At 73.4% G+C, this 7,141-nt stretch carries 8 protein-coding genes; 4 read left to right on the forward strand and 4 right to left on the reverse strand.

What is annotated here, in order from left to right; translation table 11 throughout:
• Both I5E_RS01995 and I5E_RS02000 read left to right on the forward strand, forming a co-directional pair.
• Positions 1–305 (forward strand): DedA family protein (locus tag I5E_RS01995; RefSeq protein WP_022905523.1); only part of this gene is annotated, 305 nt, incomplete at its 5' end.
• Positions 306–340: 35 nt separating this feature from the next.
• Positions 341–1,168 carry a COG4705 family protein gene (locus tag I5E_RS02000; RefSeq protein WP_022905524.1) on the forward strand — a complete coding sequence of 276 codons (828 nt, stop codon included), beginning with the start codon at positions 341–343 and terminating at the stop codon, positions 1,166–1,168.
• Here I5E_RS02000 and I5E_RS02005 read toward each other — a convergent pair.
• Together I5E_RS02005 and I5E_RS02010 are read right to left on the reverse strand one after the other, a co-directional pair.
• Entirely contained in the window at positions 1,113–2,135 is a 1,023-nt protein-coding gene (locus I5E_RS02005) for a sensor histidine kinase (RefSeq protein ID WP_022905525.1), read from the reverse strand. The two genes, I5E_RS02000 and I5E_RS02005, sit on opposite strands and share 56 nt — an antisense overlap.
• A complete protein-coding gene (locus tag I5E_RS02010) occupies positions 2,132–2,794 on the reverse strand; it encodes a response regulator transcription factor (RefSeq protein ID WP_022905526.1) in 663 nt (220 codons plus the stop codon). Before I5E_RS02010 ends, I5E_RS02005 begins: the two co-directional genes overlap by 4 nt.
• Before the next feature lie 70 nt (positions 2,795–2,864).
• On the opposite strand from I5E_RS02010, the gene I5E_RS02015 reads away from it, so the two are divergent.
• Both I5E_RS02015 and I5E_RS02020 read left to right on the forward strand, forming a co-directional pair.
• Positions 2,865–3,614, forward strand: a complete 750-nt coding sequence (locus tag I5E_RS02015) for an ABC transporter permease (protein WP_022905527.1) — start codon at positions 2,865–2,867, stop codon at positions 3,612–3,614.
• A 47-nt stretch (positions 3,615–3,661) separates the two neighbouring features.
• Complete coding sequence (locus I5E_RS02020) at positions 3,662–4,423, forward strand: COG4705 family protein (protein ID WP_022905528.1); 762 nt, start codon at positions 3,662–3,664, stop codon at positions 4,421–4,423.
• A gap of 93 nt (positions 4,424–4,516) precedes the next feature.
• On the opposite strand, the gene I5E_RS02025 is transcribed toward I5E_RS02020, so the two are convergent.
• On the reverse strand, positions 4,517–5,056 hold the full coding sequence (locus tag I5E_RS02025) for a DoxX family protein (RefSeq protein ID WP_022905529.1): 540 nt from the start codon (positions 5,054–5,056) through the stop codon (positions 4,517–4,519).
• Positions 5,057–5,171: 115 nt separating this feature from the next.
• Positions 5,172–5,945, reverse strand: a complete 774-nt coding sequence (gene aqpZ / locus I5E_RS02030) for an aquaporin Z (RefSeq protein WP_261974838.1) — start codon at positions 5,943–5,945, stop codon at positions 5,172–5,174.
• Positions 5,946–7,141: the final 1,196 nt, after the last annotated feature.

Raw genomic sequence — 7,141 nt, forward strand, 5'->3', positions numbered from 1 at the left:
TCGCGCGGTACGGCGCCCTCTCGCTCGTGCTCGGTCGGTTCGTCCCGGTCGTCCGCACGTACGTCCCCCTCGCCGCCGGCACCGCCGACGTGCGCTGGCGCCGCTTCACGCTGTGGAACGCGCTCGGTGGCACGGTGTGGGTCGTCCTCATGACCCTGGTCGGCGTCCTGCTCGGCGGCATCCCGTTCGTGGCGCACAACATCGACGTCCTCGCGCTCGTCATCGTCGTCGTCTCGGTCCTGCCCGTCGTCATCGGCGCGGTCCGCGCGCGGCGCGGCCGCCGGAGCCGTTCCACCACCAGCTGAGCGCCTCGTCCCCCACCCGATCGCGAAGGATCCCCATGCCACGCTCGACCCCCGCCCACGTCGCCACCGTCCGCAACAAGGTCCCGGACCCGACGGCGTCGTTCTGGATCGTCAAGGTCCTCGCGACGACCGTCGGTGAGACGGCCGCCGACCTGATGAGCGAGACGCTCGGACTCGGCCTCCCCCTGACCACGGTCGTGATGGGCGCCGTGCTGGTGCTGTTCCTCGTCCTGCAGTTCCGCGCACGTTCCTACCGTCCGTCGGTCTACTGGGTCACCGTCGTCCTCATCAGCATCGTGGGCACGTGCATCACAGACAACCTCACGGACGGGCTCGGCGTCCCGCTGTGGCTGAGCACGACGGTGTTCGGGGTCGGCCTCGTCGTGGTGTTCCTCGCCTGGCACCGGGTGGAGGGCACGCTGTCCATCCACCGGATCGACACGGTGCGCCGCGAGGCCTTCTACTGGCTCGCGATCCTGTTCACCTTCGCCCTCGGCACCGCCGCGGGCGACCTCATCGGGGAACAGACCGGTATCGGGTACTTCCCGGCGCTGCTGCTCTTCGCCGGCGGCATCGCCTTGGTCGCCCTGCTCCGCTTCGGGCTCCGGGTCGACGGGGTCGCGTGCTTCTGGGCAGCGTACGTGCTCACCCGGCCGCTCGGCGCTTCGCTGGGAGACCTGCTCTCGCAGCCGACGTCCGATGGCGGACTGGGCATCGGCACGATCACCACGAGCACGGTGTTCCTCGCCGCGATCCTCGTGGTCGTCGGGGCGACGTCCGTGCGGCTCCGGCGGTCCTCCGCTGCGCTCACCGACGGGTCGGTCGAGGCGGTTCGGCTCCGCCGGTCACCCGCGGCAGACTGAGCACGAACATGGTCCCGCCCGGGCCGGTGGCGCCGACACGGACCGATCCCCCGGCCCGGACGGCGATCTCGCGGACCAGGGCCAGGCCGATCCCGTAGCTCGTCCGACGCTCGGCGGGACCCGCCGCGGGCGTCCCGTGCGCGAAGCGGTCGAAGACCCGGTCCGGGTCGATCCCGGTGATGCCGTCGCCACGGTCCCGCACCGCGATCTCGACGGTCCGTGGCGTCGCCGTGACCCGGACCTCGACGTCGGAACCCGCCGGAGCGTGCCCCACCGCGTTGTCGAGGAGTGCGACGAGAGCTCGGCGGAGCGGCGTCGCGGACATCCGGACCGCCACGTCGACGTCGCCTCCGCCGTCTCCGCGGTGCACGATGCGCACGGCACGCTGCTCGGCGACCACCTGCAGGTCGGCGACCGCACCGTCGACCTCGAGGGACACCGGCGTCGCCGCCGATCCGTCATCGCCGTCCATCGTCGCGGCCCGCAGCAGGTCGTCCACCACCGCCGCGAGCGACCGCGTGTCCTCGCGGAGGGCGTCGACGATGGGCGTGCGGTCGTCGTCGGCGGACATCCTGCGCTGCAGCTGCTGCACCCGCGCACTCATCACGGTGAGCGGCGTGCGCAGCTCGTGGCTCGCATCGGCGACGAAGGTCCGCTGCAGCCGCAGCGCCTCCCCCAGCGGCACGACCGCACGTCGGGCGACGAACCACGTCGCGAGCCCCGCGAGCAGCACCGCACCGGCGCCGATCACGGCCAGGGCGCCGAGCAACGCGTCGCGGTCGACGAAGATCCGCGTGGTGTCCGCCGCGTGCTGCTCGTGCACCTCGGTCGGCGTGGACTGCCAGAGCACGTACGCGAACACGAGGCCGACGATCACCACGACCAGCCCGGCCGACACGAGGGCGACCTGCACACCGATCCGCACCGCCGACCGCCGGACCGCCACGTCGTCCGCGTCACGGGTCACGGTGAACCGATCCGGTAGCCGGTCCCGCGGATCGTCGTGATGAGCTCACGGTCGGTCTTGCGCCGGATGTAGTGCACGTACGTGTCGACCGTGCCCTCGACCTCGCTGTCGCCGAACACGGTCGACAGGATGTGCGCCCGGCTGAACGCCGTCGTCGGTGCCCGGGCCAGGAGTTCCAGCAGGGCGTTCTCGCGATCCGTCAACTGGATCCGCCCGGAGTAGGGCGAGTACACGGTCGCGGTGTCCGGGTAGAAGGTCCACGCACCGATCGGCAGCGGGTCCCCCTCCGACCGGAAGTCCCGCGTCAGGGCGCGCAACCGCGCGGCGAGCTCTTCGAACTCGAACGGTTTCACGAGGTAGTCGTTCGCTCCGGCGTCGAGCCCGGAGACCCGGTCGCCGAGCGCGCCGAGGGCCGTGAGCATGAGCACCGGGGTCGCGTCGCGTCGACGCCGCAGTCGGGCCACGACCTCGGCACCGTCGATCCCGGGCAGCCGTCGGTCGACGACCATCACCGCGTACATCCGGTCCGCCGCCGCGTCCAGCGCATCCTCGCCGCTCGTCACGAGCGTCACGTCCCAGTCCTCGCCGAGCACGTCCGCCACGAGGGGCCCGAGTCGCGGGTCGTCCTCGACGAGCAGCAACCGGTCCGTCCTCGTCACCGTGCCTCCTCCGGCGCGTCGCGGGTGGCACCGTCCGTCCAGCCTGGCACAGCCGTGGCAGGCTCGACCCGTGAACGAGCCGAGCAGCATCCTGTGGACGCTCGTCGGTGTCGTCGTCCTGGTTTCCCTGGCCACCCTCGTGCTCCTGCTCGCGCGCGCTCCGTCGCCGTGGGCGCCGGCGCTCGCGGTCGTGCGCGGCACGGTGCAACTGGCGCTGATCAGCCTGGTCCTCAGCGGCGTGATCCGTGACCCGCTCTGGATCGCCGCGGCGCTCGTGGTGATGTTCGGCGTGGCCACGACGACGGCGGCGCGACGGCTCGGCACGCTGCGGACCCGGCTCCTCCCCGTCGCCCTGGCGATGTCGGCGGGGATCGTCGGTGCGCTCGCGGTCGTGTTCGCCACCGGTGCGATCGCCTTCACACCGCGGTACGTGCTCGCGATCGGGGGCATCGTCATCGGGAACGCCATGACGAGCGCCACGCTCTCCGGGCGACGGTTCGTCGAGCTCGTCGACGACCGGTGGGACGACGTCGAGGGCTGGCTCGCCCTCGGTGCCACCCCGCGGCAGTCGACCGCCGAGCTCGTCCGCCGGGCGGTCCACGCCGCGATGGTGCCGAGCACCGACCAGACGCGCACCACCGGACTGGTCACCCTGCCCGGCGCCTTCGTCGGTGCGATCTTCGGCGGGGTCTCCCCGATCGAGGCCGGACGCTTCCAGATCGTCGTCCTCGCCGCGATCATCGCGGCCGGTGCGGTCGTCGCGACGACGCTGACCCACACCCTGGCGCCGGTCCGGACCCGGCCCCCGCAGCCCGCCTGACAGCGTTTCTCAGAGGATCCTCCGAACGGGCACGCGACCGTCGACGGGTGCGCGCGAACAAGGTCCCGGCCCCCTCCACGTCCTTCTGGTCCGTCAAGGTGCTGACCACGGGCTTCGGCGAGGCCCTGTCCGACTTCCTGGTGCGGCGGTTCGACCCCGTCCCGACGGTGCTCGTCACGGCGGTCGTCTTCGCGGTCGTGCTCGCCGTGCAGCTGACGAGCGTGCGGTCCTCGCCGTGGCGGTACTGGGGTGCCGTGGTGATGGTCGCGGTGTTCGGGACGATGGCCGCCGACGCGGCGCACGTCGCCATCGGCGTGCCGTACTGGGCGTCGACGCTGGTGTTCGCTCTCGCGCTCGTCGTCGTGTTCGTCGGCTGGCGACACACGGCGGGCAGCCTCGACGTGCACCACGTCGACACGCTGCGCCGCGAGCTCTGGTACTGGGCCGCCGTGGCCGTGACCTTCGCGCTCGGCACCGCCGTCGGGGACCTCGTCGCGTCGTCCGCCGGACTCGGGTTCCTCGCCGGCGGCCTGCTCTTCCTGGCTGGGATCGCCGGCGTCGTCGTGGCGCGCGGGCTCCGCATCCTCGGGCCCGTCGCCTCGTTCTGGGCCGCGTACGTGCTCACCCGTCCGCTCGGCGCGTCGTTCGCCGACTGGGTCGCGGTGGCGCCCTCGCGCGGCGGCCTCGGCGCCGGGACCGGACTCGTCTCGGCGGTCCTCGCGATCGTCATCCTGGCGGCCGTGTCCGCACTCGCCTCCGGTCAGCGCAGGGGGATCCGGCCCGGCCGGCAGGCCGCCGTCAGGTCCTGACCCGTCCCGCTGCGCTAGCGGGGCCCGCGACGATCGGGACGACCGACGGGAGGCGCGGTGCGGGCCGGCACCGCGCCTCCCGTCCGGTACCCCTTACGACTCGTCGGTCGCCGCCGGTTCCGACGCGAGCGCCTTCCGACGCTGCGCGACCTGCACCGCGATGGCGACCGGGACCGCGGCGAGGGCGACCGCCCGCAGCCACGGCCGGTCGAACACGTGCCGCGTCGCGTGGTCGAGCGAGACCGGGCCGGGACCACCGAGTGCGAACATCGCGGCGGAGAAGCCGAGGAACGCCGGGAACTCGAAGCCGCCGTCCGCGTTGAAGAAGCCGTTGGGCGTGTGGACGCTCGACGCGACACCCATCGTGGTCGCGGCGCCGGCGCCGGCGATCGGGGTGGCGAGACCGAGGGCGAGTGCGGCGCCGGAGCCCGCCTCGCCGAGGCCGGCGAGGACGGCGTTGCGGCGACCGGGCCGGAAGCCCATCTGGTGCATGCCCTGGGCGGTACCCTCGATGCCGCCGCCGCCGAAGGCGCCGAACAGCTTCTGGGAGCCGTGTGAGACGAGGACGGCGCCGAGGGCGATCCGCAGCAGGGTCCTGGCGGTGACGGAGGCGGTGGTGGTGCGCGAGCTCATGCGATCTCCCTGACGTCGGTGTGCGATCGACCGTCGCGGTCGACCACGGTCCAGCAGACGGTACGCCCCGCCGGCCCGAGGTGGACCAGCGGGGCGTCCCGCGGTGTTCGAGGGGTCAGCTGGTGATCCGGCGCCGGCCGCCGACCCGGACGATCACCCCGGCGACGACCGCGCCCACGATCGGGGCGACGATGAACACCCAGAGCTGGGACAGCGGGGTCGCGCCGCCGTAGACGGCAGCGGCGATCGAGCGGGCCGGGTTCACCGACGTGTTGCTGACCGGGATGCTCACGAGGTGGATCAGGGTGAGCGTGAGCCCGATGCCGAGCGGGGCGACCGCCTGGTACTCCCGCTTGGCCGTGATCGACAGGATGACCGCGATGAACACCCCGGTCAGCACGGCCTCGGTGAGGAAGACCGACCCGAGCCCGTACCCGCCGGGGCTCGCCGAACTGTAGCCATTCGAGGCGAACCCGCCGTCCCGCGCGGCCTGGAACGCCCCGGACTTGCCGGAGAGCACGGCGGCGAGGATGCTCGTCGCGACGAGCCCGCCGACGACCTGGGACACGATGTAGCCGGCGACGTGCCGCGCGTCGGTGCGTCCGGCGGCGAGCAGCCCGAGGGTGACGGCCGGGTTGAAGTGGCCGCCGGAGATGTGCCCGACGGCGGAGATCCCCGCGACGAGCGTCAGCCCGAACGCCAGGGCGACGCCGAGGTAGCCGACACCCTGCTGGTTGTCCGTGGCGCTCGGGACGTTCGCGGCGAACAGCGCGGTCCCGACACCGCCGAGGACGAGCAGGAAGGTGCCGAAGAACTCGGACGCGTACCGGGCGAGCGGCGACCAGGTCACGGCGTCCTCACGGCGCTGCTCGGAGGTCGATCCGCTCACCGGTTCGTTGCGTCCGCGGTTTCGGTCGCGGTCGGGTCGGCGCTGAGCCATGAGGGTCTCCTTCGGGTTCGTCTGTCGTCGTGGGTGCACGCGGGGCGTGTCGGTGGACGCCGCTCCCTGCGGCGCGGCCGGGACGGACGCCGCCGGTGGGTGGACCCGGGATCGGGCCGTTCCGGCGGTCGCCGTCCGCGGATGGGACGGGGCACACCAGACGGTGGTCACGCCGGCGGCGGACTTTCCAGACACGTCCCAGGAAGCCCCCGCGACGGCCGGGTTCCTGTCCCCCGGTGCCCATCCCGCAGCCGTCCGGCGCGCAAAGCGGCCCCGGCGTCGCGCCCGCTGTCCTGTTCCCGCGCGGGTCCGGCCTCCCCCGCGCGGGTCCGTACCGTGCCGCGCGGGCCGGAGGGGTGGCGGGCGCCGCGCACCGGCGGTTCGCATGGTGCGGACTTGTTCACTGGGTGCGGTGTTGCCCGCTCGGTGCGGGGTTGTAGCGGAACACCCAGCGGGCAAGCTCGCACGGAGTGGCGGACGTCGCACCGTGCGGCGCCGCGCACCGGCGGTTCGCACGGTGCGGTTTAGTTCACTTGGTGCGGAGGTGCCCGCTTGGTGCGGGCTTGTAGCGGGGCACCCAGCGGGCAAGCTCGCACGGGGTGACGGACGTCGCACCGTGCGGCGCCGCGCACCGGCGTTTCCCACGGTGCGCGCTTTTTCACCGGGTGCGGGACTGCCCGATCGGTGCGGGCTCGTTCACTTGTTGCGGGGGGGTGCCCGCTCGGTGCGGGTTTGTGGCGGGGCACCCAGCGGGCAAGCTCGCACGGGGTGACGGACGTCGCACCGTGCGGCGCGGTGCGCCGTCGGTTCGCACGGTGCGAGCTCGTTCACCGGGTGCGGAGGTGCCCGATCGGTGCGGGGTTGTAGCGGGGCACCCAGCGGGCAAGCTCGCACGGAGTGGCGGACGTCGCACCGTGCGGCGCTGCACCCAGACCCGACGCCCGCCACCCGACGCCCGCCGCCCGCCACCCGACACCCGCCACCCGCCACCCGCCACCCGCACAACCAGCGGTCCGGGCCGGCGCTCGCCGCGCTACAGGTCCTTGAGCCGCCGACCCGTCGCGCCGTCGCTCCACCGCGCGGCCGATCCCCCGTCGAGGGACTCGTGGTGCCCGCCGTGTCCATGGGCGAGCCCGCAGCGCCAG

Origin of the sequence: Curtobacterium sp. B18 (genome assembly GCF_000333375.1) — a bacterium.
Taxonomy (GTDB): Bacteria; Actinomycetota; Actinomycetes; order Actinomycetales; family Microbacteriaceae; genus Curtobacterium.

Excerpts from the sequence above, each read along its gene's own strand:
- I5E_RS02025 (WP_022905529.1), bottom strand. The coding sequence starts at position 5,056 with ATGAGCTCGCGCACCACCACCGCCTCCGTCACCGCCAGGACCCTGCTG.
- I5E_RS02000 (WP_022905524.1), top strand. The coding sequence starts at position 341 with ATGCCACGCTCGACCCCCGCCCACGTCGCCACCGTCCGCAACAAGGTC.